A 25,225-nucleotide genomic window follows, 5' to 3' on the forward strand; every position below is an offset into this window, starting at 1 on the left:
ATGTCCAAGCAAGTGGAGCTCGGAAATTCAGGGCTGTTCGTGAATCCGGTCGGCCTCGGGACGAACGCGGTCGGAGGACACAATCTCTATCCGAATCTGGACGAACAAACCGGGAAGGATCTCGTCCTGACGGCGATCGACCAGGGGATGAATTTCCTGGACACGGCATTCATCTATGGACCGGAACGGTCTGAGGAGCTGGTCGGCGAGGTCGTGAAAGCGTCCGGCAGGAGACAGGAGGTCGTCATCGCCACAAAGGGGGCGCACAAGCCGGAAGTCGGAAGGCGCGCCTACGACAACTCCCCCTCCTTCCTCCGGAGCCAGGTGGAAGCGAGCCTGAAACGCCTCCAGACCGATTACATCGACCTGTATTACATTCATTATCCGGACGAACACACGCCGAAGGATGAAGCGGTCGGCGCGCTGAAGGAATTGAAGGATGAAGGGAAGATCCGGGCGATCGGCGTCTCCAACTTCTCGCCGGACCAGCTGAAGGAAGCGAACAAGGACGGCTATGTCGACGTGTTCCAGGGAGAGTACAATCTGCTGAACCGGTCCGCAGAGCAGGACTTTTTCCTGTATGCGACCGAGCACGGCATCTCGTTTGTCCCGTATTTCCCGCTTGCGGCGGGATTGCTGGCAGGCAAATACACACCGGACACGACGTTCGACGACCTCCGAAAAGACAAGCCGGACTTCCAGGGTGCGGCATTCCGGGAAAACCTGAAAAAAGTGGAGCGGCTCCGGCCGATCGCCGAAGCGAAAGGTGCTGAGGTTGCGCATGTCGTTCTGGCCTGGTATCTCACACGCAATGCGATCGACGCCATCATCCCGGGCGCCAAAAAACCGTCGCAGGTCGCAGACAACCTCAAAACGCTGGACGTCCGGCTGACCGAGGAAGAAATCAACGAAATCGACCGGTTGTTTTCCTGAAACCCGACAAAATAGCGGGCAGCTCCCATCTGGGATGCTGTCCGCTTTTGGTTTCCTTTAAATCGTATCGGGGACAGTCGGCGCGCTCTCCTGAGGCTCTTCCTGCGGCTGGACGAGTGCATGCTTTTCCCATGCACGGCTTTTCCAACGGAGTGCCATCGCAATGCCCCTCGTCCACTCGTCGGCTGCAATCGCCAGCCAGACCCCCACGATGCCGAGATCCAGGACAAACACGAGATAGTAGCCGAGCGGCACACTCATGAGCACCATCGAGATGGACGCCATGAGCACCGGGAATTTGGCATCCCCCGACGCGCGCAGCGAATTGATGATGACAATATTGAATGTCCGCCCGGTTTCAAGCAGCACCGACAGAAGCAGCACGGACGCCCCCAGCCGGATTACTTCCTCATTGTCGGTGAACAGCCCAAGCAGCTGATATCGGCATAAGGTGACTGCGGCGACCATCACAAGCGTGAAGGCGAACGCCCATTTCAGGCTCTTCCACAAGGAATGGTAGGCGATGTCCTTTTCCCCGCTGCCGACGAGCCTGCCCGTAATAATCGACGTCCCGAGACCGATCGCCAGCGCAAACAGATAACTGAACATCGAAATATTGACCGCATACTGGCGGGCGGCCAGCGCCTCGGTGCCGAGGTATGTCACATAGTAAAGGAATACGAGCTGACATCCCTGATACAAGATCTGCTCAAACGCCGACGGCAGTCCGATGTGCAGGATTTTCCCGACGTATTCCTTTGTCCAGTCAAAGTAATACCGGAATTCAATCCGGTAATCGAGCACTCTGTAAAGCACCCAGAGGAACACGAACAGTGCGACAAGCCGGCTGGCGGCGGAAGAGATCGCGGCGCCTTTCACGCCGAGTTCGGGCAGCCCGAACTTCCCGAAGATCAGCGCATAGTTTCCGGCGATGTGCAGGATGTTCATCCCGAGGGAGACGAACATCGTCTGCTTTGTGAATCCGTGCACCCGGATGATTGCGGAAAGCGAATTGATGACCGCCTGGAGGAAGATCGCTCCGCCGACGATCACCAGATAGGCCTCTGCATGAGCAAGCACTTCCCCGCTCAGGTTCATCGCCGACATGATCCGGCCCGTGAATGCGATGAACACGCCGCTGAGCACAAGTCCGACCAGGAGATTCAGGGAGACGGCGATGGCGGAAATCCGGGAAACTTCCACATATCGTCTGGAGCCGAGGTATTGGGAGACGACGATGGCCGCCCCGTTGCCGACGACTTCCAGGACCAGGATGGCGATCTGAATGTACTGGTTCGCAGCCCCGACCCCCGACACTGCTTCATCCGACAGTGAGCTCAGCATGAATGTATCGACCAGGCCCATCAACGTAAACAAAAACAACTCTAAAAATATCGGCCAGGTGAGCTGGAAGAGATTCAGCCTGTTCCCGGTTCCGGCGGCTGCCTTCGCTGCCATTTATACATTCCTTCTTTATGGGTGAATTTAAAACAGGATGTATCATAGCACAAGTTGTTGTTATTTGGAAATACTATTCTCGTATAAATAAAAGTTCGAAAATCTGAATCAATTCCAGATCTTGATCGATCACCTGCTTAAATGCGGCCACTCCATGCGGGCAACCGCCCGCATCTTCCCGTTCTATTCGGGTATATCAAAAATACGAACCTACGAAAAGAGTGATTGCCCATGAACGCAAAGCATATCGCAGCCGGGCTTGCGGCCGCCGCGTCGGCTGCCGCGGCAGGGAATCTGCTGGCCACCGCGGGCATCCGCATGACCGGGGCCGGCATTACAAAAAAACTCGGCCGCCGGGGAATTGCCCTGACGTTTGATGACGGGCCCCATCCGCTCTATACAGCCAGGCTGCTCGACCTGCTGGAAGAGTCCGGTGTCCGGGCGACGTTCTTTGTCGTCGGCGAAAAAGCGGAAGCCTATCCATGGCTCGTCAGGCGGATGCACGAGGACGGACATGAAGTCGGAATCCACCACTACAAACACGTATCCACTTGGCGGCTGACCCCTCATCGCCTGCGTGAGGAGCTTGAAGCGACAGACCGGGTGATCCGGATGTCGGCGGGCGTCAAGCCTTTGCTGTACCGTCCCCCATGGGGAAGGCTGAGCCCGTTCACCCTGGCAGTCGCCAAAGACTACGAAACGGTCATCTGGTCACATATTCTCGGCGACTGGAAGATCCAAAACTGCTTTGACCTGTCCAAGCGGCTCGAGGCCATACCTGCCGACGGATCGATCGTCGTGCTCCATGACGACGGCAGCAATCCGGGAGCGGACGAGGCGGCTCCGGCGTTCATGATCGGGGAATTGGAAAAGTACCTGGACAGCGCCCTGCGAAAAGGAACCCCGTTTGTCACGGTGAGCGGACGTGATCCGGATGGGCATTGACCAGGCAATCGGCTACGTTCAGCAGTACGGCTATTTGATCATCTTCCTCCTTGCCCTGTTCGGCATTGTCGGGATCCCCGCCCCCGAGGAATCGATGGTGTTCCTCACCGGGATGCTCATCGCCGAAAACCAGCTGGGTGCCGCCGGTTCGGTTGCCTGTACGATTTCAGGCGTGTTTGCCGGGATGCTGGTCGCTTATTTCGGAGGCAGGTGGATCGGCACCCCGCTCCTCCGCAAAGTCGGCGGGTGGGTCGGACTGACGAAAAGCCGGCTGGAAAAACTTGAATCCAGATTCTCGGAACGCCGCGGACCGGTCATCCTGTTCGGTTTTTACCTGCCCGGTTTCCGGCAGCTGAGCCCGTACTTTGCCGGTATGACGAAAGTTCCGCTGCCGCTTTTTGCAGGCCTTTCATTGATGGGTACCGTTCTTTGGACGGGGCCGTTCCTGGTGGCCGGATACGTGCTCGGCAAACTGTTCGACATCGATCCGGCTTATGCGTCGTATGCAGGAATCCTATTCCTGGCGGTGTATCTCGTCTATTTGCTGGCGGCGAGAACCAAGCGGAAGAATCGCGGTTGACCCCGCGGCCTTCCTGTGAATTGTTTTTTTGATAAAGTGTGTACCGGAATTATTTGGGTATAGGTTATTAAGATGCTTGCCAAAAGAGGAGTTGGCCCAATGAGAAAAGTCATTTTCTTCTCTCATCTCCGGACCCAATCCGGCCATCATCAGGCAGCAGAGGCGTTGATGGACCTGGTACAACGGAGGATGGGGAATGTAATCACAAAAAAGCTGGACCTTCTGACCGAAACGAGCCCGCTGGTCGAGCGGCTGATCTCGTTCGGGTACATGAATTGGATCCGTTCATTACCGGATGTGTATGACCGGGTCTATGAAAGATGGTTCTGCCACGGGCCTGACTCGGATGAGACCGCATTCAAATGGTATCAGCCGTTTCTCATCAACAAAATGAAGGACATCCTGGAGCGCGAAAAACCGGACCTCATCTTCTGCACCCATTCCCTCCCCTCCCTCATCCTGAGCAAGATGAAGATCAATGGCCTTTGTAGTATCCCGGTCATCAACGTCTATACCGATCTGTTTGTCAACTGTGTCTGGGGGAGAACGGGGATTGATGCACATTTCCTTCCGACAGCGGAGGCGAAGCGTAAACTGTCCCTCGACGGACTGGATCCGGAGCGCCTGAAGGTCTCCGGCATTCCGGTCCACCGTGCATTCCGGGAAGTCCGGAACCGTCCGGCCATCACGGGCAGAACACAGATCCATGCACTGGTCGCCGGCGGCAACACGGGGCTCGGCTGCACCGGCGGGTTTCTGGAAAAGTTCTCGAGGGCCGAACATATACGCTATACAGTCCTCTGCGGGAAAAACCGCAAGCTTTACCGGACGCTCAAATCCTGCGGCCTTCCGAATGTCGAGCCGGTCGGGTTCATTTCGTCCCGCGATGAAATGAATGCGCTCTATGACCAAGCCGATGTGCTGATCACAAAACCCGGCGGCGTGACACTCAGCGAAGGACTCCGGAAAAAACTCCCCATGTTCATCCATTCATCACTGCCCGGCCAGGAGCGGCACAATCTGGACTATTTGACGCGCAAGGGGCTGGCATTCGGACTGGAAGCGGGCAGCACGCTGGAAGAACAGATCTTGGATGTCCTCTCCCACCCTCTCCGCATGCACAGGTGGAACCGGGCCGTCGATGGCTTCAGAAACAGCCTCGATATGAAAACCGAAGGCGACGTGATCCAATACATTGAAGAAATCCTGACCGGATATGAAACAGACCGGGCAAGGAGCAGCCGTTTCCCTTCCCTTCATACGGCCGGAAAGTGAAGACAGACATCAGAAAAAGGAAAGAGGAGGCCCTGCCATATCCGGCAGACCTCCTCTTTCCTTTGCCCTCCTGCCAAACCGGCTCTTCCTTGTCCGTGAGCTTTCCGGTGCCCTCCTTTTCCTCACTGATGTCTGAATGATCGGATGGCGAAGACGATGATCGGGATGAATGTGACGGCCATGAAGGCCGGAAGGAACAGCATGCCGAGAGAGTCGGCTTCACCAAGCGCCACCTGGATCGTTTTCCAGTTCAGAAAAGTGAATGTGATGAGCAGCAGGTTTTTGATGGTGTTCAGCAGCTGCCTGGAATTCCGGTATTGGAACTCGATATTCCGTTCATTGAGGCTGACCATATAATTATGCCACTCCGGATGCTTCTCAATGAACGACAGGAAAACCGTGAGTACCGCCGTAATGGAAGGCAGGACCAGAAGTTCCCACTTCGAGCCCCATCTGTCCACCTCCCCGGCCCCGTCGTAATGGCCGGGCACCTGGTCGGGCAGACTGCCCCACGACACCATGAGATACAGAAGCCCTGCAGCGAAAGTCAGCCCTCCAATCCAATTGAGCAAACGCTCAATGGTTGTTTTCGGAACCTCGATTTTTGGACGGTCATACGTTTTCATTGTAAACACTCCTCGATCTTTCTTACGGATAAAGGGAGCACCGGGTTTCAGAAAGGATAGAAAAGAAAAAACCGCCGGATGGGCGGTCGTTGGATCAAGCGTCAAGCCCATACGTACGGCGTTTCCTGGTACACATAATAGTTCAGCCAGTTGGAAAAGAGCAGGAATGTATGGGACCGCCATGTGTTGAGCGGATCGTTCTCCGGATCATCCTGTGGGAAATAATGCTTTGGAATGGCGGTATCAAGCCCTTTAGCCCGGTCCCGCCTATACTCCTCTGCCAGCGTCCCCGCGTCATATTCCAGATGGCCGGTGATCATGATCCGCTTCTCGTCCTTTGACAGGACGATAAAGGCCCCCGCTTCTTCTGATTCAGACAGCAGGTCCAGATCCGGATGGTTCCGGATCTCGTCGGCGCTCACTTCCGTATACCTTGAATGGGGGGCGACGAACAGGTCGCTGAAGCCCCTTGCAAGCTTGACCGTCGGGTCGGAGACCGTATGGCGGAAAACACCGAAGCATTTCTCGTGTAGAGGCTGCTTCCCGATGCCATAGAAATGGTAAAGTGCGGCCTGCGCCCCCCAGCAGATGGTCATCGTAGAGGTGACATTGCGATCGGACCAGTCCATGATCCGGGTGAGTTCCTCCCAGTAGTTCACTTCTTCGAATGGCAGGTGCTCAATCGGAGCGCCGGTGATGATCATTCCGTCGAACCGGCGGCCGCGGATCTCCTCGAACGTCACATAGAACTCGTCCAGATGGGACTTGCTCGTATTTTTGGATTCATGCGTCGCCATCGTCATGAACGTGACATCCACCTGAAGCGGTGTATTGCCGAGAAGTCTGAGCAGCTGCAGTTCGGTCCGCTCCTTTTCCGGCATGAGATTGAGGATCAGGATGTTGAGCGGACGGATATCCTGGGTGTCGGCCCTGTCGGTATCCATCACAAATATCTTTTCTTCCCGCAGCTTTTCTGCCGCGGGCAGATGTGTCGGTATGTTGATCGGCATTTGGAAGCGTCCCCCTTTTCGGACTGTACGCGCAAGCCGCCGGTAATCCGGGGCAGTCCGGTATATGAATTCGCAATACTCAAATGATAGACGATTCCGGTCCGGATTGGTAGGGGGGCGAATCAAATGCAGAAACAACGTTACTTTACTTCGATCAGTTTTCTTGGATCATGCCGGTTCTCCTTATAGAACTCCACTGCCTTGGGGATATAGTCGGCGAAATCCGGGCAGCGGATTCCGGCCTGGGAGAGATCCGCGGCCGCCCCGCTGCAGTCGAACTCCGCCTCCAGATGGAAATAGTCCAGCGTTTCCCGCTCGACCTGGACCCATCGTCTGAATGACGGCATGCTCAGCATCATATAAACGGAAGATCTCGGAACCGTGAAAACCGGTTTTTTTCCTGCCAATTCCTCCGCGATCAGCCGGAATGCGTCCCTCGCCATGTACGGCGACGGGTCCGTCAGATGGTAGACTTTATCGATGCCCGCAGAACTGCGGGACAGATGATGGGTGGCGTCGATGATGTAATCGACCGGCACCAGGTTGATCGCGGCCCGGCTTTTGCCGATATAAGGGATCGGCATTCCCGAAAACTTGTCCAGAAAACGCATGATGAAATAAGGGCCGTCAAACTTCTCGGTCTCTCCCGTCCTGGAATCCCCGAGGACGATGCCGGGCCGGATGATGGTCGTCGGCACCCGGTCACGGACATAATGGACGAGCACTTCCGCATCATATTTGGTCCGTTCATAATGGTTCTTGAATCCTTGCCCGCATGCAAGCTCGGTCTCCAGGATCGTCCCTTTCCGGGTCCCGGAAACGTATGCCGTGCTGAAATAGACATAGCGTTCGATCTTCCTGCAGTGCAGGACCCAGGCGTTGACGTTCCGGGTGCCGGTCACGTTGACGGCCTGGGCCAGTGCTTCCGGGACGGCCAGGTCATAGACGGCAGCCAGATGGAACACATGGGTCACGGTTTCATTCAGCTCGCCGGAAACGGCCGAAGCGAGCCCCAGATCCGCCTTCGTAATATCCCCTTCGTGTATGCGTATCCGTCCAATCTTGCGCCCGTTGCCGGCGAGTCGCTTCGTCCGGATTTTCGCCTGCTCCATTGCCGACGGATGGACGAGCAATTCAAAATCGGAATCGGATCCATTTTCAATCAGCTTGTCGATGATGCGGGTTGCCAGGAATCCGGGAAACCCCGTAAAGAAATACGTCGCCTTTGCCAACGAATCCATTCTCCCTTCCCTCTGTTTACTTCACATATACCGGTGCGTCATTGATGCTGACGTGGCATTTCTACGTTTGGATCCGCTTCTCCTTCTTTGGCAGAAAGAAAGTCAAGGCTCCCGGGATTCTCTGCCGATTCGACAGCGGTTTCATCCGTTCCGATAAGGGGAACTGGAACACTATCAATCGTTCTGGAGGGATGACTCATGCCTGGAAGAAATGATAATGGTCCTGAAAAGTATTTTGGAGACAGGGAAGGAACCGAAAAAGCGAACTATCACATCGTACCCCATGACGGAGACTGGGCACTGAAGCTCGAGGGCGAGGAAGAGCCGGTCGAAACGGGCGGCGACCGTGATCAGCTCGTCGAAGAAGGAAAGAAGCGTGCCGGTGAACACGGAGCAATAGTCATCGTCCATGACAAGGAAGGCCAGATTGAAAATCAGATTGAATGCTGAAAATCGGGTGCAGCAGACGCTGCCCCGTTTTTCATAGATCAAAATATTTCTAGATTCGGGATAGTCCGGTCCGTTTTTGGGAATGAAAAGGTTAAGCGAAAAAATTGACCTACCTGGGAGGACGACATCATGTTGAAGCTGGAAACAGATTTGCAAGGCAAGCGGGCTCTTTATGGAGAGATCGAGCCGCTGCTCCGATCGCACGGGTTTTCGCTCTGCGGAAACTGGGAGTACAACGAGGGCATGTTCGACGGCATCCTGAATCGCATGAGCGGTGAAACCATCTATCTCCGGCTGCCGTTTGACGTACTGTCTGGAAGCCTGGACCATCCGAATACGATGCTCGCGTTCGGCCAGCCGTTCCTTATCAAGCACGTCGTCAACGTCGGGCTCGACCATGACCAGAACGCGCTTTTGACCACGACCGGTTTTGACCAGTTCCAGGCACCGCTCGAAAAAGACGCCAACATCCAGAAAAAGTCCCAATGGGAAGAACGCGGCGAAGAGAAAGTGGCCGACATGTTTGGGAACTATGAGTTCATCCATTAAAAAAAGCCGCTGCTGCGGCTTTTTTATTTCCCGTACCTGTTCAATTGCCGGGCGAGCATCCTGTTCCTCAAATAAATACTTGTCCAGATTGCACCATAAATCAGCAGAAAAACGGCGATCGGTCCGAACAGCTTCCCCGGTCCAAACCAGCCAAGCAACAGGCCGGTGACGCAAAATGCGGCCGCCGTCACCGAAACATGCAGTGCCGTCTGGGCCATCAGTGAAAGCCGATCCCCGTCATAAACAATGGATGCCCCGCCCATAAACCCGCCCAATAGCAGATAACCGAGCATCTGGGTGTTCAATTCGGACAGAATGACCGTGTCAGTGCCTTTTGCCGCCAGTGCGGCCAGGTAGATCAGGAGCGATGCAGAGCTGATCCCGGCTCCGCTGCACGCATACCAGAAAACCCTCAACGTGATTCCCCCCTTTCATTTTCGATTCAGCACCCTGTCCTTCAGAGCGCGTGTATACTTCCTTGAAACATACTCTTTATGGCCATTTTTGAACACCACGGTCAGGCTTCCGCTGAATGACGCTTCGTAATAATGGATCCAATCCAGATTCAAGACGCATGATTTGGAAATTCTGATGAACGTCCTGTCATCCGAAAGGTACTCAAATGATTTGAGCGTGTCTTTATAATCGTATTCGTCTTCTTCTGTAAACACTTTGCACCGGTCCCCTCCTGCAAGGACATACACAATCTCATCAAGACCGAGCAGGAATGCACGCTCTCCCTGCATCACCTGAAGCTTATCCGCTTTCTCTCCGTCCTGAAGAATTTGGATTGCCCGTCTGATGGCCGGTGTCATTTCCCGGATGCTGATCTCGGCCTGCTCCCGGTCCAGGTCCGGATCCAGCTTTATTTTGACTTTCACCGCCGCACCCCCTTTGATTCCAGCATATCTTTTATGAACCGATCCCGCTCATGTTCCCGGGAAACAGGCCACTTTTACCGGATGACCGGTCATTTTTTAAAGATTATGGTCCGGCTTACGTCCCTGTACGACCCACTCTCTTCATTTTCCCTTTAAACAGGTTTAATTTCCAGCTTATCGGGGAAAGTAGGACTATTAACGCGGAAAGGAGGAGCCGCTATGAGAGCACTCGACGCCATTGCACTTACCCTTCTGATTGTCGGCGGACTGAACTGGCTGTTGGTCGGGCTGTTGGATTTCGATCTGGTCGCGACATTGTTCGGCGGGCAAGATGCAATTCTGTCCAGAATTGTTTACGTGCTGGTCGGCCTATCCGCACTTTACTGCCTGAAATTTTACGGACTTCTCGGCACCGACCGGGATCGACGGACCATCTGAATATGCATTCAACAAAGACCTCCTGCCCGCTGAAACGGATCCTGGAGGTCTTTTCATTATGATAATTTTTTTATTTAATTCGATCGGTGATCATGGCTGCCTATTTCGGAAGCTTGCCCAGACTGGATTTTTCAATCGGGAATTCAAGGTCGGTGATCTTGGCAACGAGCCCCTTTACAAGCTGTTCAAACCATTCCGGCGCTGCCGGCGAGATGTAGATCGACTGGATCAGCACCGACAAGTCGACCCGCACGGCCGTCCCGTATTCCAGCGGCCCCCGAACGACCGTCTTCAGCTCTTCCGGACCGGGCAATTGATCATAAAGCAAAAACAGGCGCAGCTCATTCTCAAATTCGAATGACTTCCTTTTCAGAAACAGATAATCGATCAGCGTGGACGGACGGTTCCTGCAGTCTTCAAAATCCACATATTTGACGATTCCCGAGGTCACGGGCCGGTCGTCGAGGAACGAATCATGGAGACGGCGGAATGTGGTCCGGATGGCCAGTCCTTCATTGCTCTGCAAATAAAGTTTCCACATGGCAGCGGATTCGTAATCATTCATATGCCAGCTGTTCACAAAGCTGTATTGCCGGAGGCCGCGAAGGACGTCCCGCTGCTCCCGGTAATGATCGGCCAATTCGATGTCACCGATGAGTTCTGCCGTTTCAAGGAATCCGGATACGGGCGTCCCTTCAAACGGATCCTCGAATTTATCGATCCGGCTGAAAAACAGTGATCCGCTGATCAGCAGATCGACGAATTTGGTGAAGTCCAAGTATCGCCAAAGCGGCTGAGCAGGAGTAGGCATTTCACGGCCTTCATCGTTGATGACCATCCAATCCCTCCAGGGGGTGCAGGCTATGCAGGCTCAGTATCCCCCTGCCGTACACTGTGCCATACAAGAAGGGCTGCAGATCTGTCATTTTCCGAGAAGCCCCTGGGATTTCAGGTACTGTTCCGCCACTTCTGCCGGCGTCTGCCCGCCGACGGCCACATCGTAGTTCATCTTCCTCATTTCATCGTCCGTAATCTTGCCGGCCAGTCGGTTCAGTGCTTCCACGACTTCCGGAAACTTCCGGGCCGTCTTTTCTGTCATGAGCGGCGCTCCCTGATAAGGCGGGAACAATTGTCGGTCGTCTTCAAGAACCCGCAACTGATATCGCTCGATTTCACTGTCGGTCGAGTAGGCATCGACCACGTTGATCTCACCGTTCTGGACTGCCCCGTAGCGGAGTTTTGGTTCCATCGTGACCACATCCGGGAAGGTGATGCCGTAAGTTGACCGGATGCCCGGATAGCCGTCCTTGCGGTCCGAGAATTCCAGTGTGAATCCGGCCTTCACCCGGCTCTCGACCGTTTTGAGGTCAGAAATCGTCTCCAATCCATGTTCCTGTGCAAAATTGTCCGGGACTGCCAGGGTGTACGTGTTGTTGTATTGCATCGGGTCAAGCAGGGCCATGCCGAACTGCCCGGCTAGCCCGTCGCGCGCCTGTTCGTACACTTCCCGGCTGTCGGTGCTTCCGGCCGTTTCCTTCAGGAACTCCGAAATCACGGTTCCGGTGAATTCCGGATATATGTCGATGTCACCGGATCGAAGGGCATTGAATACGAACGACGTTTTTCCGAAGCCCGGCTTCAGCTCCACGGACAGGTCCGTCTCTTCCTCGATCAGCAGCTTGTACATATTGATCAGGATTTCAGGTTCTGTTCCGAGCTTTCCTGCAAGAACAAGCTTGTCGTCCCCTTTTCCGATGAGCGGCACGATGAAGATGACGGCCGCGGCCAAGGCAAGCGTTCCGGCGGCAATCAGACTCTTCCTGAACGGCATCCTTTCCAGCTTCTTCAGCAGGAAATCAAAAATGAGCGCCAGGATGGCAGCGGGGATGGCCCCGAGGACGATCAGGTTCGCGTTATTGCGGTCGATGCCGAGGAGGATCAGGTCACCTAGGCCGCCGGCGCCGATCAGGGCGGCCAGCGTTGCGGTCCCGATGATGAGCACCGTCGCCGTCCGGATGCCGGCCATGATGACCGGCATCGCAAGCGGCAATTCCACCTTTCGCAGCCGCCTCCTTCCGTTCATCCCCATCGCGTTTGCCGCTTCCACCAGGGCTGGGTCCACTTCCCGGATCCCTGTGTATGTATTGCGCAGGATCGGCAGCAGCGCATAGGCCGTCAGGGCAATGATGGCGGGCACCCGCCCGATGCCGACAATCGGGATAAGCAATCCGAGGAGTGCCAGTGACGGGATCGTCTGGATGACGGACGTCACGCCGATGACACTGTCCGCCGCCCGCACATGCCGCGTCAGCCAGATACCGAGCGGCACCGCGATCAGCACGGCAATGATCAGGGAGACAAATGAGATTTCCATGTGCTGAAGAACAGCAGTCCATAATTCACCTTGCCGCCGGCTGAATTCATCCATGAGTCCCGCCATCATCCGTCCCCCCCTTTCCTGCCATCCGGGCAAGGAGGCGGAAGGCGGCTCCCCTGCTCACCCGCCCGACGATTTTGCCCGCAGATTCAACGCCGACCGAGTCGTGCTCGGCAAGTGCATTCAGCAAGATCCTCACTTCCACGAACGCCGGCAGGACCACCGCCGGTTCGTTTTCTGCGTCCGGTTTCTCCATTGCCGCCCGCAGATCAACCGCCGGCTCCTCTTTTCTTTTTCCGATGAACGACCGCACGAAATCATCCGCCGGATTTAAAAGAAGGTCCTCGGGCGTGCTGAGCTGCACGACTTTCCCTTCCCTCATCAGACAGATACGGTCAGCCAGCTTCAGTGCCTCATCCATGTCATGCGTGACGAAGACCGTTGTCTTTCCCAGTTCTTCCTTCAGGCGGAGCAGGTCATCCTGCAGTTTCTCCCGGCTGACGGGGTCCAGCGCGCTGAACGGCTCATCCATGAGCAGGATATCCGGATCGGCGGCAAGCGCCCGGACCACTCCGACCCGCTGCTGCTGCCCGCCGGACAACTCGGACGGTTTCCTCGCAGCATAGATGTCCGGGTCGAGGCCGACCATGCGGAGCAGTTCCGCTGCACGCGCCTTCAGTTTCTCCTTCGGCCACCCCTTCATCTCCGGCACGACAGTGATGTTCTCCTCGATGGTCATATGTGGAAACAGGGCGATCTGCTGAAGCACATAACCGATATTCCACCTCAGCTGATCAAGCGGGTAATCAACTGCCGGTTTCCCGTCGATGTACAGGCTGCCGGAAGAAGTAGGAATGAGACGGTTGATCATCTTTAGCGTAGTCGTCTTTCCGCAGCCGCTCGGACCGGCCAGAACGAGAAACTCCCCTTTTTGGACTTCCAGATCGAGATGGTCCACGGCGACCGTGCCGTCCGGATACTGTTTTGTAATTTGTTCGAAACGAATCATGTCATTCTCCCTTCCCCACACTAGTTCCAATCTACCCTTTTTCCCGGGGGATTCATCCATAGATTCTACCAAATCAAACGACTGCCAGACGCCGGGCAGGGTTGTAAAAGACCGGCCATCAGGAATGGCAGGGAAACTTTCTAAGAAGCGTATTTGATACGACTGTTTTTACGGTTGAAAGGGAGAACCAGACCGGGCGTGTAAGAATCCGCTATGATAAAGTAAACAGACCATTGGGAAAGGAGCGAGTCCGCTGGTCACTTTGAATCTGCTTGATTACTCACCGATTGATGAAGGGGCCACCGCCCGCGACGCGCTGCTCCAGACGGTACAACTGGCCAAACAGGCGGAACAGCTCGGCTACCGCCGTTTTTGGGTTTCGGAGCACCATCAGGTCATGTCCGTCGCGGGCAGCAGTCCGGAAATGCTCATGATGCATCTGGCCTCATCCACCGAAAGGATCCGGATCGGATCCGGCGGTGTCATGCTGCCGCACTATAGCCCATACAAGGTTGCGGAAAACTTCCGATTGCTCGAAGCGATCCATCCGAACCGGATCGACCTCGGAATCGGCCGGTCCCCGAGCTTTCATCAGGTCAACCGGGCACTGAACGAAACAAAGGGGAAACGGCTGCCCTATGAACAGCAGATCGGAGACCTGCAGCATTATCTGTCCGAATCCCCTTCTCCTGACCACCGGTTCAGCGGCCTGACGGCAACACCGGTCATTGATACAGCCCCTGAGCTTTGGCTCCTCGGCACCGGAATGGGGAGTGCCGCAATTGCCGCCGAATACGGAACGGCCTTCGCGTTCGCCCATTTCGGCAAGCCGTCAGGTGAAGGTCTGGAAGCGGTCCGTCTTTACCGTGAACAATTCCGCCCTTCCCCGTTCCTTCAGCGTCCGAAGGTCACGGTCGCCGTGTTTGCGGTCGTCGCCGAAACGGCTGAGGAGGCGGAAGAGCTGGCCACCGCATTCGACCTGTGGCTGCTGATGGTGGAATCCTCCAACCCGCCCCCCTATTACCCGTCGGTCGAAACTGCGAAAAAACGCGGATTCAGCACAATCGAAAAGGAGAAAGTCGCACAGAACCGCAAACGGATGATTATCGGGACTCCCCTCCATGTCGCCGACGAGATCAGGCGACTCGCCGGACAGTATCAGGCTGACGAAGTCACGGTCATCCCGAATGTGTACGGCGCCGGCAACCGGTTGACAGGCACGGCTCTGCTTGCAGAGGCCATGGGTCTGGCTGCACTCAAATAATGCTGGGGCGCTTCGGTTGAAGGGCGTTCAGTAATATAAAAAGACGGTGCAAATGGCACCGTCTTTTCACGTCAGGAACAAACGCTTTAAATGGAGCGGCGGGAAGTCTGGCCGGCCGCCAGTCTACCGCGCTTATGGTCGTACTGGTAAACGACTTCCCCCGTTTGCTTATTGATTTTGTATTGATATCGCCCGGTCCAGGCATAGGCAAACTGCTCATCTTGATCGATGACCAAAGAGGTGTCCGCGTTTTCCGGAGGGGCATCCAGCAGCTGCTCCCAGATCACGTGCCGTTTTGTCAGATCGAGCAGAGCCAAGGTCTGCCGACGATCATTGCGCTTTTTCTGATAGACCACGAGCTGTTGGTCTGCCTGCCCAGTTTCGATCAGCCCCACATCCATCAGCTCGGGATACAGTTCTTCAATCTTCCCGACTTCGGCTTGTTTGTTGGCTGCCTCGTCATCCCAGACTTCGGAAAAAGGCCGGATCTGATCCGCATACGCCGGATCCTCTGTGATCTCTTTTGTGGTGAAGTTAATCCTGTAATACCGCCCGTCAAGACCATAGAGATAGAGTTCATCCGGATTCGCTACGGCATAATCCGTATACAGATAGCTTAAGTTATCTGCTAAAACAGGGAACTTTTCCAGAAACTCTTTTTCATTCATTTCCTTTTTGCCGGTTTCCGGATTGATGAAATAAAGGGTTTTCTTTTTATTATTCAACAGCAAAAGCCCTTCCGTCGTCCCACCGATCAGATATTCTTGCCATGTCGAAATCCGGCTCCAAAGCCTTTCGCCGGAATGAAGGTCATTGGCGCTGATCAAGAAGCTGGAAATGTTCGTGGAAATCCCATGTTCGACTCCGTTCGGTGTGGTCTTTCTGATTTTCATGACGGAGACCGGCTTCTCATCAAGATCAAAAAGAACAACCGGTGAATCCAGTTCAATCCGGTTCGGTACTATCAGGTGATTCAGTCCCCAGATCAGGGAGGAAAACAGGAAAAACTCCATCAGCAAGAGCCTGCCCAACTTCAAAAACATCGTTTCCGCAGACTGTTTTTCGAGCCGGATCTGACGAATTTGCCGGGGAATATAAATGAACAGGGAAATGCACACCAGGCTGCCGACCACAGCCAGCAGAATATAATCAAACCGCCAGCCTGTCGGCAGCCAATACGCCAGTGAATCCGGCTGGAGAAACTCGAGCATGGCGGAACCGACCAAAAAGTTGAAGATCAGCACCACCATGAGTCTTTTTAAAATCCGGCTTACACCGGGAAACCTTTCATCGTCCTGCCTTTTCCCGATCAAATAAATCGCCCGGACCGGCAAATACAGCAATCGGATGTACAGTAAAGCCAGAGCGGTGTTATGTATTGGGTTTGAATCAAAGTTTAACAATGACACCCATTGATCAATAAATCCTGTCAAAATTCCCATTCCTCATGTCCTTTTCTGTCATTTAGACTCCCTTCATCTTATCCATCCTGAATTCCAAGTTCAATAATAAAAATAGACGGTTGCACAATTATCTTTCAATGTTCAATCCATTGGACGGATTAGGGGTTTACTCACCTACCATACCGTCACCATCACGGTCATCCATGTACTGGTACAACCAATGATCCCGAGTAATTGGCATTTTGTAACCCGCATCTTTTGCTTCTTTAATCGTGACCTGCCCATTGCCATTTGTATCAATGCCAGAAAGATCACCGCTTTTGCCTGAATCTATGTTTGAGTTTGAACCGTTTGATCCGGAAGATTTACTTCCTGTTAAACCAAGTGATTCGTTCACTTTGTCAGGGTTGGTGTTGTCAAACTCATCAACAATCTTATTCCCTTTTAAAGTATAGGAGTACTTGTAGCTGGAAGGAATCTGCGTTTCCGTGTTTGGATATGTAATAATTGCTTCGAAATTAGTGGCCCCGCCAGCTTTACGAATGGCATCTTCCATGTATGCTTGATCACCATGTCGGTTTAGCGTGCTTTCTTGTGGAGTAATATTGTAAGCATTGGATACTCCTCCAAGAGAATCCGCAATGATATGTCCTTCATCTAAATCTGCTCTCTCTACACCGGGAACTTTTGCTTCATCAGAATAGTATCGGCCAGACGATGTTACAGGTTCGTTTTTGTCATCTTGTAGAATGATTTCGTCAGCAATCACACAGACCAGTTGCCCAAACTCATTCGTAAATGCCCAATATTCACGGTCCCCATACCCAATGTCAACGACGACGTTGGCTTGGCGATAACCAGATAAATCACCACCGTCAACTTCAATAAGTTCGGATTCTGCGAACAGTTCATTATTTGGTTGGGGTGTTGTTTCCTCTACTGCAGGTTTTTCAGCAACCGTAGTGTTCGTTTCTTCTTCCCCATTTTTGTTTCTTTCAACTTTAGAGACTTCTTGTGAATCGCTTTCTGCATCTGTAACGGTTGCATCTTCTGCATTGGTGCAACCAGCCATAAAGATGATGATTAAAAGTAAAACTAAATAGCTCATTTTCTTTTTCATTTTAGAACTCTCCTGTAATCGTTTCATATTATATATTATAGAGGAATAATGAATAGTTTTGAATACTGATAGAACCGTCAAGAAATCCTTTTGGTGTTACACTGAGAATATCATGAACCTTTGCTCTATATTTGTTACTCCTTTTCCACTTCTATCCTTATTGGACAAGGGATTAGCGGATATTGAACAAAAAGAAAAGGGGCGAAGTCCTGCAGGACCCGCCCCGGTTGAATACTGGATAACGCTGTTATTCTACTTCTTATTCCACCGTCACCGATTTCGCCAGGTTTCTCGGCTGGTCGACGTCACAGCCGCGGTGGAGGGAGGCGTAGTAGCTGATGAGCTGGAGCGGGATGACCGAGACGAGCGGGGTGAGCATCGGGTGGACGGCCGGGATGACGATCCGGTCGCCTGCTTCCTCGGTTCCTTCCATGGACAGGATGCATGCCTTTGCCCCCCGGGCGGTCACTTCTTTCACATTGCCCCGGATGTTCGCCGAGACGGCGGCCTGGGTGGCGAGCGCAAACACCGGTGTTCCTTCTTCGATCAGGGCGATCGTGCCGTGTTTGAGTTCACCGCCGGCGAAGCCTTCTGCCTGGATATAGGAAATCTCCTTCAGCTTCAGTGCGCCTTCCAGGCTGACGTGATAATCCATTCCGCGTCCGATGAAGAACGCATTCCGGGTCATCTCGAGGAAATCGAACGAGATGGTCTCCATCTCCTCTTTCCGGTCGATCATCGTTTCGACGGCAGTTGCCGCGATGCCAAGTTCATGCACCAGATCAAATTGTGCCGGATGCCCTTTCACCTCTGCCGCGCATGAGGCGAGGATGGCCAGAACGGCGATCTGTGCCGTATAGGCTTTCGTCGAGGCCACGGCGATTTCCGGGCCGGCATGCAGCAGCACGGTATAATCCGACTCCCGGGAAAGCGTGGAGCCGGCCACATTTGTGACAGTGAGCGACGGATGGCCCATTTCCTTGACCTTCACGAGCACTTGCCGGCTGTCCGCCGTTTCTCCGGATTGCGAGATGAAGATGAACAGCGGCCGCTCGGAGAGAAGCGGCATATTGTAGCCGAACTCACTTGAAATGTGGACTTCGGTCGGAATCCCGGCAAGTTTTTCAAAGTATTCCTTGCCGACGAGACCGGCATGGCTGCTCGTGCCCGCGGCGATGATGTAGATCCGGTCCGCACGGGTAAGCGCACCGATTGTTTCATCTTCCAGCTGCAGGTTTCCGTCCGGCCCCTGATAGGCCTGGATGATTTTACGCAGAACCGCCGGCTGCTCGTCAATTTCCTTGAGCATGTAGTGCGGATACGTCCCCTTCTCAATATCCGAGGCATCGAGCTCCGCCGTGAACGGTGCCCGGCTGACCGGCTCGCCGCCGATTGTCCGGATCCGGATCCCGTCTTTCGTCAGAAGGACGATTTCACCGTCATGAAGCTCGACAAATTGATCCGTCACCTGAAGCATCGCCATCGCATCCGACGACACGACGTTGAATCCTTCTCCGAGACCGACGAGAAGCGGAGACTTGTTTTTTGCCACGAAGATCATTTCTGGTGCCTGCCCGTCGAGCATGGAGATCGCATACGAACCGTGAAGAAGACCGAGCGTCTTTGCAAATGCTTCTTCCGTCGTCAGTCCTTCTGTAGCGAACAAGGAGATGAGCTGGACGATGATCTCCGTGTCCGTTTCCGACTTCAGTTCGATGCCGGCCAGATACTCCGAGCGCAGCTGCCCGTAGTTCTCGATCACGCCGTTGTGGACGAGCGTGAATCGGCCGCTTGCATCCTGGTGCGGATGAGCATTCCGGACATCCGGCACGCCGTGGGTCGCCCAGCGGGTGTGTCCGATGCCGGTGTTCGCTTCGGCCGACGGGTCAATGACGGCGCGCAGATCGGCAATCCGTCCTTTTTCCTTGAAAACCGTCACGCCGCTTTCGTTGGCAAGGGCGATCCCCGCAGAGTCATAGCCGCGGTACTCCAGCTTTTCCAGGCCTTTCAGCAAGATTTCCTTCGCATCCAGTTCACCGATATATCCTACAATCCCGCACATATTCAATTCCTCCATTTTAGGGCAATGCGAAAGAAGCGTCCCGATGCCGGATTTTTTCGGCCGGGGGCGCTGCACTGCCGATTCAGTTTGATTGGGTCCGCTTAAGCGTTCTGTACGCTTCTGTATGCGGATGAATATGCCGGCTTTCCCCTCTGTTTCACCTGATCACTCAAGTGTTTTGCTGGAAAGCGTGACAACCGGGCATTGCGGTCGGGAGGCATCCGCCGAATTGTCGATGAACCTCCACCTCGTCTGCTGGGATTAAGATTTTCCCAGCTCAGGCGCTTTTGATTGTTTTCCGATTTTGGCGCAACTCCGCCCCTCCTTCGCCATGTCGCTTTTGTACTTTATTACAAACTGTCCTTTTTTGTCAATCAAAACTGAAAATCTGGCTTCTTCGCGTATTTTTCTGATCAATGTAGGCGTCTGTCCCCGATGTCCGGGGCACAGCCCGGTTTCCACCGATCATGAGGAACGTCGGCCACTTCGGGCCAAACTGGGGCCACTCATGGTAAACTTCGGCCACTCGAACCCAAACTTCGTCCACTCGGGGCCAAACTGGGACCACTCAAGCCCAAACTTCGGCCACTCGCCCCTAACCCCTCCAATACTCCCCTTCACCCCAAAATAAAAGAAGGCGGACATCCCGCCTTCTCATAATCTCTTTTTACCCAAGCGGCCGGATCACCGCGCGTACCGGGCTGCCGTCCGCTCCGTGGAGGGCGAGCGGGAGGGCGATGAACTCGTAGTCGCCCGGCTCCACGTTTTCCAGCATGAGGTTTTCGATGATGTGGACGCCCGACTCATCGAGCGAATGATGGGTCGCCAATTCCTTGCTGTCGACCCGGTCCACGGACGGGATGTCGATTCCGAGCAGGAAAATGCCTTTTTCCTTCAGCAGCGGGCCGATGTCGGGCAGGAGTTCCGTGTAATTCTCCGGGAACGTCATCGGATCATTCGTTGCCGATGTCTTCAGGAGAAGCCGCCGCACACCGTCCAGGTCGAATGACTCCAGCTCTTTGCGGCCGACCTCGGAAACCCGGGTCACATCGACCACCCGGGCATTGCCGATATACAGGTCCGGCGACAATTGCTCAAGCCGTTTTCCGTCGTCGTCAAAGTGGTACGGGGCGTCTGCATGGGTCCCCATATGGAGGCTCGTCGTCATCTGCCCGATGTTCGCGGCGCCGTTTTCTGCTTTCGCCGAAGACAGTTCAAAACGGAACGGGGTGTCCCCCGGCCAGTTCGCCATCCCGTTTTTGAGCGGCTGTGTGATGTCTGTCCAGTTTCCTTCTTTCATTCCATTCCCTCCTCAAAGCGTGGTCCGGAGATTCCAGAGCTCCGGGAAGAACCGGTGATCGAGGACGTTGCGCAAATAGGCGACTCCGGACGATCCGCCGGTGCCCTGCCGGAATCCGATGATCCGCTCGACCGTTTTCATATGCCGGAACCGCCATTGCTGGAGCCAGTCCTCTACATCGACAAGCTTTTCTGCAAGCTGGTACAGCTCCCAATGCCGTTCGGTATCCCGGTACACTTCTTCCCAGGCCGCCGCAACGGTCGGATCTCCGTCATAGATGATCGTGAAATCACGGTCGAGCAGATCCGGATTGATCGCAAAACCGCCGCGGGAAAGGGCGCCGATCGCCGCGTCATAAATGCCGGGTGCCTTGTACGCCTGCTCGAGTTCACGATGGATGTCGGGATCCTTCTCATAGATTTTCAGGATATAGTCCGATTTATAGCCGAGGGCGAACTCGATGAGCCGGTACTGATGGGACTGGAAGCCCGAAGCCCGCCCGAGCGAACCCCGGAACTCCAGATATTCGGCCGGCGTCATCGTCGCCAGCACATCCCATGCCCCGATGATCTGTGATTGGATTTTCGACACGCGGGCGAGCTTCTTGAACGCCGACTGAAGCTCGCCGGCATTGATCTCGTCAATCGCCGCAGTCAGTTCATGCAGCAGCAGCTTCATCCACAGCTCGCTCACCTGGTGGATGACGATGAAGAGCATCTCGTCGTGATGCCCCGACAGCCGGTTCTGCGAAGAAAGGATCCGGTCGAGCGACAAATATTCCCCGTACGTCATCGTTTCCCGGAAATCCGTATGGATCGATTGTTCGCTGCGGAGCGATTCCTTCAGTTCCGATATTTTCTTCGGCATTCTGCAGCTCCCTCCTTCAGGCGATGATCCCCCGCCTGTTCTCGAATTTCGTATACCGCTCTTCTTTCATGATGTCCCTCAAGATCAGCATCGCCCGGCGGACCTCTTCAAAGGAATTATAAAGCGCAACCGGCGCGAGGCGGATCCCTTTCGGTGCCCGGAAATCCGGGATGACCCCTTCTTCCTTCAGCGCCCGGCAGATCCTTGCGGCTTCATCATGCTCAAGGTACACATGGCCGCCCCGCTGCGCATGGCCGGCCGGACTGGCGATTGAAAATCCGTATCCCGTCAGGAGTTCCCCGACAAGTCCGATCAGATAATCGGTCAGCCGGAGCGACTTCTCGCGGATCCGGCCGATTCCGGCTTCTTCGAACAGTTCAAGCGAGCCGATGACCGGTGCCGCACTGAGAATGTTCGGCGTGCCGACCTGATAGGCGGCTGCATCTCCCGCCGGTGTCATCACATGGTCCATGTCGAACTGTTTCTCCTTGTCGGATCCGAACCACCCGGCCAGGCCGGGCTCTGTCCCGAACAGCCGGCGGTTGACGAACAGGCCGCCGCTTGAACCGGGCCCTCCGTTCAGGTGTTTATAGGTGCACCAAAAAGCGAAGTCGGTGTTCCAGTCATGAAGTGCATGCGGAACGGAACCGATCGAATGGCAAAGGTCAAAGCCGATCAGGATGCCCCGCTCGTGCGCGGCCGCCGTGAGCCTCTCCATGTCCAGTATCTGCCCGCTCCGGTACAGCACGCCCGGCAGGACGGCAACCGCCACTTCCCCGGTCATCGCTGTGATGATGTCATCTTCCGAAAGGGTATGCCCGTCCCGGCTTTTCACGCTGACGAGATGTTCCTGCGGATCGAGCCCGCGCAGCTTGATCTGGCTCTTGATCGCATACAGGTCACTCGGAAAGTTCAGTTCGTCGGCCAGGATCTTCGTCCGGCTCCCTTCCGGCCTGTAGAAGGTGGCCAGCATCTGGTGAAGATTTGCGGTCGTCGATCCGGTCACCATCACTTCTTCCGGTTCTGCCCCCACAAGCGGCGCCATCTTCTCTCCGAGCCGTCCGGCCATGTAGTACCACGGGTTTTTCCCTTCCGTCCACCCGTCGATCCCGAGCTGCTTCCAGGAACCGAGCAGGTCCAGAAGTGAAGCTTCCGCACGCTTCGACAGCAGGCCGAGTGAATTTCCGTCCAGGTAGATCGACTCAGGCTGAATATAAAATTCGTCCCGGAACCCCGCCAACTCATCGGCAACATCCTGTGCGGCTGCATAGTCCTTCGAACTCAGCTTCATTTTCCTGCCTCCCATCTGATTTCTATCTCACTTCGACTCTACGGGAATGCCCGCAACCATGCAAGCGCTTTCTTTTTGAGTGCAGTGTTTGGACCGAATAAAATAGTCGAGAATGTTTTGAAGATTACGGTGTATTCCGGTGGTTTTCATGTTAGAATGAGTCCATTAAATTTTCAGACAAAGGTCGTGATTCATATGACAACCGTGAACGAAGAGACCCGCCCGGTCCTGGTGGAGGACGTCCTCATCGCCCATCAGATGCTGAAGGAAGTGGTCGTCCACACACCGCTCCAATTAAACAAGCGGCTGTCCGAGAAATACGATTGCAACCTTTATATCAAGCGCGAAGATCTTCAGCATGTCCGTTCATTCAAGCTGCGCGGAGCATTTTATAAGATCAAATCCGTCGAAGCAGAAGCCCGGGAAAGAGGGATCGTCTGTGCAAGCGCCGGCAATCATGCGCAGGGTGTCGCCTACGCATGTGCGGAACTCGGCATTGACGGGAAGATTTTCATGCCCCAGACGACTCCGAAGCAAAAGATCAACCAGGTGAAGATGTTCGGCCGGGATCAGGTGGAAATCATTCTTACGGGTGACACGTTTGACGAGTCTTCGGCCAGCGCACTCGCATTCACGGAAGAAAGCGGCCGGCTGTTCATTCACCCGTTCGACGATCCCGTGCTCATCGCCGGCCAGGGGACCGTTGCGGTGGAAATCCTGAATGACATCGGAACGCCTGCGGACTATGTATTTGCCTCCATCGGCGGCGGCGGTCTCATGGCCGGCCTGGCCACCTACATGAAACATGTCTCCCCCGGGACCCGGATGATCGGCGTGGAGCCGGCCGGGGCGGCGAGCATGAAAGCTTCGCTAGAAAACGGCGAAGTCACCCGGCTGGCGGAGATCGACAAGTTTGTCGACGGTGCGGCCGTGCAAACTCCCGGCCGGCTCACCTACGAACTGTGCAGAAGATACGTCGACGGCATCACGCCGGTGCCTGAAGGGAAAGTGTGCACCGCCATCCTCGATCTGTACAACGAGCATGCCATCATCGCTGAACCCGCGGGCGCCCTGCCGATTGCCGCATTGGATGCCCACCGGGAGGAAATCAAGGGCAAGACGGTCGTCTGCGTGATCAGCGGCGGCAACAACGACATCGGCCGGATGCAGGAGATCAAGGAAAAGTCCCTCATCCACGAAGGGCTGCTCTACTATTTCATCGTCGAATTCCCCCAGCGCGCCGGTGCACTCCGGCAGTTTCTCGATCATGTGCTCGGACCGGAAGATGACATCACGACATTCGAATACACGAAGAAAAACAACAAGGAAAACGGCCCGGGGCTCGTCGGCATCGAAGTGAAGCATAAAGAAGACTATGACGGTCTGATCCGGCGGATGCACGCACTCGGATTCCCCTTCAAGGAAGTGAACAAAGACAGCACGCTGTTCGGTTTGCTGATCTGATACGCCGTGTCATTCATAAAAAGCAAACAGCAAGGACCATGGTCCTTGCTGTTTGTTCATCTTGGAGGGTTCCTTCCGGCAGCCTTTCCTCAAAGGGTTTCCAGCCTGTTCTTTACCATCAGCATGTCCTCCAACAGAAGCCGGTACAGATTCGGCCGGCGCCTGACGGCCAGAGGATGGTAGGCGGCCGCGGTCTGGAAGCCCCGGATCTCATGCCAGCTGCCGCGCAATCCCTTCACATCCACATCGGGATCCCGGTAAAACGACTGGACGGCGACGTTCCCCATGCACAGGATGAGCTTCGGCTCCATCGTCTCCAGCTGTCCTTCCAGGTGTCTGTGCATGCAGATGTCCCTTGCCTTTTCCTTGTCATATTTCCGGATCGGCCGTCGTTTGAGGATGTAGGTCACATAGAATGCCGCTTTGCCGAGGCCCGCTTCATGGATGGCCCGCTGCAGGGTCTGCCGGGTTCCGCACACCATCGGGTTTCCTTCCCTGTCTTCACGGGCGCCCGGGTTGTCCAGGATGATCATGACCGGTGCATCGGGATTCCCCTCTCCCCACACCATCCGGGTCCCCTGTTTATAAAGTCCGCAATGCTCACAATTCCGCTCGCTTGGCGGTACCGGGTCCTCAAGCCAGATTTCCGGGCAGAATGATTCCATTTTCCATCACCTTCCTG

General features: G+C 54.8%; 25 protein-coding genes. 9 read left to right on the forward strand and 16 right to left on the reverse strand.

From position 1 onward, the window contains the following. Window positions 1-933 carry an aldo/keto reductase gene (locus B0B07_RS08375; RefSeq protein WP_076758041.1) on the forward strand — a complete coding sequence of 311 codons (933 nt, stop codon included), beginning with the start codon at window positions 1-3 and terminating at the stop codon, window positions 931-933. A gap of 57 nt (window positions 934-990) precedes the next feature. Here the strand turns inward: B0B07_RS08375 and B0B07_RS08380 are convergent, their stop codons facing one another. Continuing rightward, window positions 991-2,391 carry an MATE family efflux transporter gene (locus B0B07_RS08380; protein WP_076758044.1) on the reverse strand — a complete coding sequence of 467 codons (1,401 nt, stop codon included), beginning with the start codon at window positions 2,389-2,391 and terminating at the stop codon, window positions 991-993. Between the two features lie 231 nt (window positions 2,392-2,622). Between B0B07_RS08380 and B0B07_RS08385 the strand changes: the two genes are divergently transcribed. The 3 genes from B0B07_RS08385 (at window position 2,623) to B0B07_RS08395 (ending at window position 5,191) form a co-directional block, all read left to right on the forward strand. Beyond that, window positions 2,623-3,336: a polysaccharide deacetylase family protein gene (locus B0B07_RS08385; protein ID WP_084186620.1), complete on the forward strand. Its 714-nt coding sequence runs from the start codon at window positions 2,623-2,625 to the stop codon at window positions 3,334-3,336. Next, a complete protein-coding gene (locus B0B07_RS08390) occupies window positions 3,326-3,916 on the forward strand; it encodes a DedA family protein (protein ID WP_076758438.1) in 591 nt (196 codons plus the stop codon). The genes B0B07_RS08385 and B0B07_RS08390 overlap by 11 nt, the downstream gene beginning before the upstream one ends. Window positions 3,917-4,015: 99 nt before the next feature. After that, entirely contained in the window at window positions 4,016-5,191 is a 1,176-nt protein-coding gene (locus B0B07_RS08395) for an MGDG synthase family glycosyltransferase (RefSeq protein WP_076758045.1), read from the forward strand. Between the two features lie 122 nt (window positions 5,192-5,313). Here the strand turns inward: B0B07_RS08395 and B0B07_RS08400 are convergent, their stop codons facing one another. From B0B07_RS08400 to B0B07_RS08410, 3 genes are all read right to left on the reverse strand, one after another. After that, window positions 5,314-5,817 carry a DUF1648 domain-containing protein gene (locus B0B07_RS08400; protein ID WP_076758046.1) on the reverse strand — a complete coding sequence of 168 codons (504 nt, stop codon included), beginning with the start codon at window positions 5,815-5,817 and terminating at the stop codon, window positions 5,314-5,316. Between the two features lie 101 nt (window positions 5,818-5,918). Further along, a complete protein-coding gene (gene metA / locus B0B07_RS08405; protein ID WP_076758047.1) occupies window positions 5,919-6,827 on the reverse strand; it encodes a homoserine O-acetyltransferase MetA in 909 nt (302 codons plus the stop codon). 140 nt (window positions 6,828-6,967) lie between these two features. Continuing rightward, window positions 6,968-8,068: an SDR family oxidoreductase gene (locus B0B07_RS08410; protein ID WP_076758048.1), complete on the reverse strand. Its 1,101-nt coding sequence runs from the start codon at window positions 8,066-8,068 to the stop codon at window positions 6,968-6,970. Window positions 8,069-8,266: 198 nt separating this feature from the next. Between B0B07_RS08410 and B0B07_RS08415 the strand changes: the two genes are divergently transcribed. Both B0B07_RS08415 and B0B07_RS08420 read left to right on the forward strand, forming a co-directional pair. Further along, complete coding sequence (locus tag B0B07_RS08415) at window positions 8,267-8,518, forward strand: DUF2188 domain-containing protein (RefSeq protein WP_076758049.1); 252 nt, start codon at window positions 8,267-8,269, stop codon at window positions 8,516-8,518. 129 nt (window positions 8,519-8,647) lie between these two features. Next, window positions 8,648-9,067: a YugN family protein gene (locus B0B07_RS08420; protein WP_076758051.1), complete on the forward strand. Its 420-nt coding sequence runs from the start codon at window positions 8,648-8,650 to the stop codon at window positions 9,065-9,067. Between the two features lie 23 nt (window positions 9,068-9,090). On the opposite strand, the gene B0B07_RS08425 is transcribed toward B0B07_RS08420, so the two are convergent. Next, a complete protein-coding gene (locus B0B07_RS08425) occupies window positions 9,091-9,483 on the reverse strand; it encodes a DUF3021 domain-containing protein (RefSeq protein ID WP_076758053.1) in 393 nt (130 codons plus the stop codon). 15 nt (window positions 9,484-9,498) lie between these two features. Further along, window positions 9,499-9,948 carry a LytTR family DNA-binding domain-containing protein gene (locus B0B07_RS08430; protein ID WP_076758055.1) on the reverse strand — a complete coding sequence of 150 codons (450 nt, stop codon included), beginning with the start codon at window positions 9,946-9,948 and terminating at the stop codon, window positions 9,499-9,501. A 219-nt stretch (window positions 9,949-10,167) separates the two neighbouring features. Between B0B07_RS08430 and B0B07_RS08435 the strand changes: the two genes are divergently transcribed. Beyond that, entirely contained in the window at window positions 10,168-10,386 is a 219-nt protein-coding gene (locus B0B07_RS08435; protein ID WP_076758056.1) for a DUF378 domain-containing protein, read from the forward strand. A 100-nt stretch (window positions 10,387-10,486) separates the two neighbouring features. Here B0B07_RS08435 and B0B07_RS08440 read toward each other — a convergent pair whose 3' ends face one another. The 3 genes from B0B07_RS08440 to B0B07_RS08450 all read right to left on the reverse strand — a co-directional run bounded on the left by B0B07_RS08440 (window position 10,487) and on the right by B0B07_RS08450 (window position 13,772). Continuing rightward, on the reverse strand, window positions 10,487-11,224 hold the full coding sequence (locus B0B07_RS08440; protein ID WP_076758058.1) for a DUF2971 domain-containing protein: 738 nt from the start codon (window positions 11,222-11,224) through the stop codon (window positions 10,487-10,489). A gap of 84 nt (window positions 11,225-11,308) precedes the next feature. Next, the gene (locus B0B07_RS08445) at window positions 11,309-12,826 is read right to left on the reverse strand and encodes an ABC transporter permease/substrate-binding protein (protein WP_076758060.1); all 1,518 of its coding nucleotides are present in this window, start codon (window positions 12,824-12,826) and stop codon (window positions 11,309-11,311) included. After that, on the reverse strand, window positions 12,807-13,772 hold the full coding sequence (locus tag B0B07_RS08450; RefSeq protein ID WP_076758061.1) for an ABC transporter ATP-binding protein: 966 nt from the start codon (window positions 13,770-13,772) through the stop codon (window positions 12,807-12,809). Before B0B07_RS08450 ends, B0B07_RS08445 begins: the two co-directional genes overlap by 20 nt. 253 nt (window positions 13,773-14,025) lie before the next feature. On the opposite strand from B0B07_RS08450, the gene B0B07_RS08455 reads away from it, so the two are divergent. Continuing rightward, window positions 14,026-15,036: an LLM class flavin-dependent oxidoreductase gene (locus B0B07_RS08455; RefSeq protein WP_076758062.1), complete on the forward strand. Its 1,011-nt coding sequence runs from the start codon at window positions 14,026-14,028 to the stop codon at window positions 15,034-15,036. 86 nt (window positions 15,037-15,122) lie between these two features. Here the strand turns inward: B0B07_RS08455 and B0B07_RS08460 are convergent, their stop codons facing one another. From B0B07_RS08460 to kynU, 6 genes are all read right to left on the reverse strand, one after another. After that, a complete protein-coding gene (locus tag B0B07_RS08460) occupies window positions 15,123-16,286 on the reverse strand; it encodes a PA2928 family protein (protein WP_076758063.1) in 1,164 nt (387 codons plus the stop codon). Window positions 16,287-16,605: 319 nt separating this feature from the next. Beyond that, window positions 16,606-17,559, reverse strand: a complete 954-nt coding sequence (locus B0B07_RS08465; protein ID WP_076758064.1) for a DNA/RNA non-specific endonuclease — start codon at window positions 17,557-17,559, stop codon at window positions 16,606-16,608. Window positions 17,560-17,818: 259 nt separating this feature from the next. Then, the gene (gene glmS, locus B0B07_RS08470; protein WP_076758065.1) at window positions 17,819-19,621 is read right to left on the reverse strand and encodes a glutamine--fructose-6-phosphate transaminase (isomerizing); all 1,803 of its coding nucleotides are present in this window, start codon (window positions 19,619-19,621) and stop codon (window positions 17,819-17,821) included. Window positions 19,622-20,288: 667 nt separating this feature from the next. After that, window positions 20,289-20,921, reverse strand: a complete 633-nt coding sequence (kynB, locus tag B0B07_RS08480) for an arylformamidase (RefSeq protein WP_076758068.1) — start codon at window positions 20,919-20,921, stop codon at window positions 20,289-20,291. 12 nt (window positions 20,922-20,933) lie between these two features. Further along, window positions 20,934-21,788: a tryptophan 2,3-dioxygenase gene (gene kynA / locus B0B07_RS08485; RefSeq protein ID WP_076758070.1), complete on the reverse strand. Its 855-nt coding sequence runs from the start codon at window positions 21,786-21,788 to the stop codon at window positions 20,934-20,936. Between the two features lie 16 nt (window positions 21,789-21,804). Then, a complete protein-coding gene (gene kynU, locus B0B07_RS08490; protein WP_076758072.1) occupies window positions 21,805-23,079 on the reverse strand; it encodes a kynureninase in 1,275 nt (424 codons plus the stop codon). Between the two features lie 195 nt (window positions 23,080-23,274). On the opposite strand from kynU, the gene ilvA reads away from it, so the two are divergent. Next, window positions 23,275-24,543, forward strand: a complete 1,269-nt coding sequence (gene ilvA, locus B0B07_RS08495; RefSeq protein ID WP_076758074.1) for a threonine ammonia-lyase IlvA — start codon at window positions 23,275-23,277, stop codon at window positions 24,541-24,543. Between the two features lie 89 nt (window positions 24,544-24,632). Here ilvA and B0B07_RS08500 read toward each other — a convergent pair whose 3' ends face one another. Then, on the reverse strand, window positions 24,633-25,208 hold the full coding sequence (locus B0B07_RS08500) for a uracil-DNA glycosylase (protein WP_076758076.1): 576 nt from the start codon (window positions 25,206-25,208) through the stop codon (window positions 24,633-24,635). Between the last annotated feature and the right edge of the window lie 17 nt (window positions 25,209-25,225).

The organism is Edaphobacillus lindanitolerans (assembly GCF_900156305.1).
GTDB lineage: Bacteria > Bacillota > Bacilli > Bacillales_A > Planococcaceae > Bhargavaea > Bhargavaea lindanitolerans.

What these genes read in the sequence shown, in the direction of transcription:
- ilvA (WP_076758074.1), top strand. Translation starts at nt 23,275, where the DNA reads ATGACAACCGTGAACGAAGAGACCCGCCCGGTCCTGGTGGAGGACGTC.
- B0B07_RS08410 (WP_076758048.1), bottom strand. Translation starts at nt 8,068, where the DNA reads ATGGATTCGTTGGCAAAGGCGACGTATTTCTTTACGGGGTTTCCCGGA.
- kynA (WP_076758070.1), bottom strand. Translation starts at nt 21,788, where the DNA reads ATGCCGAAGAAAATATCGGAACTGAAGGAATCGCTCCGCAGCGAACAA.
- B0B07_RS08385 (WP_084186620.1), top strand. Translation starts at nt 2,623, where the DNA reads ATGAACGCAAAGCATATCGCAGCCGGGCTTGCGGCCGCCGCGTCGGCT.
- B0B07_RS08380 (WP_076758044.1), bottom strand. Translation starts at nt 2,391, where the DNA reads ATGGCAGCGAAGGCAGCCGCCGGAACCGGGAACAGGCTGAATCTCTTC.
- metA (WP_076758047.1), bottom strand. Translation starts at nt 6,827, where the DNA reads ATGCCGATCAACATACCGACACATCTGCCCGCGGCAGAAAAGCTGCGG.
- B0B07_RS08500 (WP_076758076.1), bottom strand. Translation starts at nt 25,208, where the DNA reads ATGGAATCATTCTGCCCGGAAATCTGGCTTGAGGACCCGGTACCGCCA.
- B0B07_RS08415 (WP_076758049.1), top strand. Translation starts at nt 8,267, where the DNA reads ATGCCTGGAAGAAATGATAATGGTCCTGAAAAGTATTTTGGAGACAGG.
- B0B07_RS08395 (WP_076758045.1), top strand. Translation starts at nt 4,016, where the DNA reads ATGAGAAAAGTCATTTTCTTCTCTCATCTCCGGACCCAATCCGGCCAT.
- B0B07_RS08390 (WP_076758438.1), top strand. Translation starts at nt 3,326, where the DNA reads ATGGGCATTGACCAGGCAATCGGCTACGTTCAGCAGTACGGCTATTTG.
- B0B07_RS08465 (WP_076758064.1), bottom strand. Translation starts at nt 17,559, where the DNA reads ATGAAAAAGAAAATGAGCTATTTAGTTTTACTTTTAATCATCATCTTT.
- B0B07_RS08445 (WP_076758060.1), bottom strand. Translation starts at nt 12,826, where the DNA reads ATGGCGGGACTCATGGATGAATTCAGCCGGCGGCAAGGTGAATTATGG.
- B0B07_RS08460 (WP_076758063.1), bottom strand. Translation starts at nt 16,286, where the DNA reads ATGGTGGTGCTGATCTTCAACTTTTTGGTCGGTTCCGCCATGCTCGAG.
- B0B07_RS08440 (WP_076758058.1), bottom strand. Translation starts at nt 11,224, where the DNA reads ATGGTCATCAACGATGAAGGCCGTGAAATGCCTACTCCTGCTCAGCCG.
- B0B07_RS08400 (WP_076758046.1), bottom strand. Translation starts at nt 5,817, where the DNA reads ATGAAAACGTATGACCGTCCAAAAATCGAGGTTCCGAAAACAACCATT.
- B0B07_RS08450 (WP_076758061.1), bottom strand. Translation starts at nt 13,772, where the DNA reads ATGATTCGTTTCGAACAAATTACAAAACAGTATCCGGACGGCACGGTC.
- glmS (WP_076758065.1), bottom strand. Translation starts at nt 19,621, where the DNA reads ATGTGCGGGATTGTAGGATATATCGGTGAACTGGATGCGAAGGAAATC.
- B0B07_RS08420 (WP_076758051.1), top strand. Translation starts at nt 8,648, where the DNA reads ATGTTGAAGCTGGAAACAGATTTGCAAGGCAAGCGGGCTCTTTATGGA.
- kynU (WP_076758072.1), bottom strand. Translation starts at nt 23,079, where the DNA reads ATGAAGCTGAGTTCGAAGGACTATGCAGCCGCACAGGATGTTGCCGAT.
- B0B07_RS08375 (WP_076758041.1), top strand. Translation starts at nt 1, where the DNA reads ATGTCCAAGCAAGTGGAGCTCGGAAATTCAGGGCTGTTCGTGAATCCG.
- kynB (WP_076758068.1), bottom strand. Translation starts at nt 20,921, where the DNA reads ATGAAAGAAGGAAACTGGACAGACATCACACAGCCGCTCAAAAACGGG.
- B0B07_RS08435 (WP_076758056.1), top strand. Translation starts at nt 10,168, where the DNA reads ATGAGAGCACTCGACGCCATTGCACTTACCCTTCTGATTGTCGGCGGA.